Origin of the sequence: Synechococcus sp. R55.7, from assembly GCF_047461955.1 — a bacterium.
Classification (GTDB): Bacteria; Cyanobacteriota; Cyanobacteriia; order Thermostichales; family Thermostichaceae; genus Thermostichus.
This window is the reverse complement of record NZ_JANSIC010000229.1, coordinates 1,861-4,097: the sequence shown is the minus strand read 5'-3', so window position 1 is coordinate 4,097 and position 2,237 is coordinate 1,861. Positions and strand designations below refer to the sequence as shown.

The 2,237-nt window shown below is 57.7% G+C and carries 3 protein-coding genes; all 3 read left to right on the top strand.

Annotated features, from left to right (window positions below; translation table 11 throughout):
* The coding region (gene cfa, locus NW820_RS10760) for a cyclopropane fatty acyl phospholipid synthase (protein ID WP_414407485.1) at positions 1-1,213 on the top strand (1,213 nt) is incomplete at its 5' end.
* Between the two features lie 97 nt (positions 1,214-1,310).
* A complete protein-coding gene (locus tag NW820_RS10755; RefSeq protein WP_414329195.1) occupies positions 1,311-1,754 on the top strand; it encodes a SufE family protein in 444 nt (147 codons plus the stop codon).
* 13 nt (positions 1,755-1,767) lie between these two features.
* The coding region (locus NW820_RS10750; protein ID WP_414407484.1) for a metal ABC transporter solute-binding protein, Zn/Mn family at positions 1,768-2,237 on the top strand (470 nt) is incomplete at its 3' end.

Below are 2,237 nucleotides of genomic sequence, written 5' to 3'. Positions count from 1 at the left end.
AACTTGTTGGATCCCTTGCCACCTTGGGGTGTATTTGTTGAGTCAGTTTCCCTGTAGTGAGGGCTCCCTAGGGATGGGGAAAGGACTCAACAGCTTGCGCTGGCTGGCGCGTCAGTATGCGCTTCGAGTTCTGGATGCTGCCGGTATAACCCTCAATGGCTCACAGCCCTGGGATATTCAAGTTCACGACGAGCGGCTCTACCTGCGCTGCCTGCTCTATGGATCCCTGGGCTTTGGCGAGGCCTACATGGAGGGCTGGTGGGATTGCGAGGCCATTGATGAGTTAGTTTGTCGTCTCCTAACTGCCCAGGCACCGCAGCAGGTGGGTTGGCTAACTCAGCCCTTGCTTGGGTTGGACAGTTGCCTTATCAACCGCCAGCGGGGCAAGGGGGCATTCGTCATTGGCCGGCGCCACTACGACATTGGCAACGATCTCTATGAGGCCATGCTGGATCGCCGCATGATCTACAGCTGTGCCTATTGGGATGGGGGCGCGCAAACTCTGGATGAAGCCCAAGAAGCTAAGCTTGACCTCATTGCCCGCAAGCTGGAACTCCAACCCGGCATGCGGGTGCTCGACATCGGCTGTGGCTGGGGCGGCACAGCCCAGTACCTGGCCGAACGCTACGGGGTGCAGGTTGTGGGGATTACTGTTTCCAAAGAGCAAGCCAAACTGGCCAGCGAACGCTGCCGCGGCCTGCCGGTCGAGATTCGGTTAGAAGACTATCGCCAGACCCAGGGAAAGTTTGATCGCATCCTTTCTGTCGGCATGTTTGAACATGTTGGCTACCGAAACTACCGAACGTTTATGCAGGTAGCCCGCCGCTTGTTGAACGACAATGGCTTGTTTCTTCTGCACACCATCGGCAGCAACGTGGCCTACCAGGGGCGGGATCCCTGGATTGAGCGCTACATTTTCCCCAACTCGATGCTGCCCTCGCCTCATCTGATTACTGCAGCCTTTGAGGGCTTATTTGTGCTGGAAGACTGGCACAATTTTGGGATCAATTACGTGGCCACCTTAAAAGCCTGGCACGCCAATTTCGAGCAGGCATGGCCAAAATTAGCCGACCGCTACGATGAGCGCTTTCGCCGCATGTGGCGGCTCTATCTCCTGATGAGTGCCGGTAGCTTCAAGGCCCGGGCCAGCCAACTTTGGCAACTGGTCCTCTCACCACGGGGAGTAAGTGGCGGCTATCGCTCGCTTCGGTAACGACAGTCCCAAAAGTTTGCAGGTGCCCCTGCGCCCTCGCTGAGTGGGGGTGTTATGATGAGTTTGATTATCATTCTCACTCTAGACAAGCTGAGGGATGCCCGCAGCTCTGCAGCAAATTGTCAATCGCTTCCAGAAGGCCAAGACCTCGCGGCAGAAGTATGAGCTTCTCCTAGCCTATGCCAAGCGCCTGCCACCCTTTCCCGAAGCGGAGAGGAAGGAGGAGAACCTAGTCAGAGGTTGCGCTTCGCGGGTGTGGCTGGCCACCGAGTTTAGGGAGGGCAAGGTCTACATCCAAGGGGATGCCGATGCTCAGTTGGTCAAGGGTTTGGTGGCCATTGTGGTGGAGGGGCTAAGTGGCCTAGCGCCGGAAGAGATTTTGGGGGTTTCCCCAGAGTTTGTGCGGGAGATGGGCCTCAATTTCAGCCTTAGCCCTTCCAGGAGCAACGGTCTGGTGAGCATGTTTTCGATGCTGCGGCAGAGGGCCTTGGCTTTTGGGAAGTCAGTTGCTTCCAGCTCTGCTGTCTCTGTTGTCTTGTGAGGTATTCAGGCTCATGACTGATCAAGCTAACTCTATCCGTTCGGCTCGACCGGTGCGATCGCTGGTCTCGCTGCTGGCCGCCCTCTCGGTCGGGATCCTGGGAAGCCTGCAGATGCGCCAAGAAGAGTCCCGGGCCCAGCAGGGATCCAGCCCCCCAAAGGTGGTGACCACGATTTTGCCGATAACGCAATTTACCCGTGCTGTGGCCGGGGATCGGGCAGAAGTCACGCCACTCCTTCCCCCTCAGATGGGGCCCCACGACTTTCAGGCTCGACCCGAGGAGGTTCGTTTGCTGGCTCAGGCGGATGTGCTGGTGATCAACGGGTTGGGTATGGAAACGTTTTTGGAAGGGTTGATCGCCAGCGCTGGGAACCCCCAATTGCAAATCGTTGACAGCAGCGAAGGGATCCCAACTTTGCGGGCTGAGGAGCCAGAGCATGGGCACTCCCACGGTCACGGCCATGGACACTCTCATGGACACAG

What these genes read in the sequence shown, in the direction of transcription:
- NW820_RS10755 (WP_414329195.1), top strand. Translation starts at nt 1,311, where the DNA reads ATGCCCGCAGCTCTGCAGCAAATTGTCAATCGCTTCCAGAAGGCCAAG.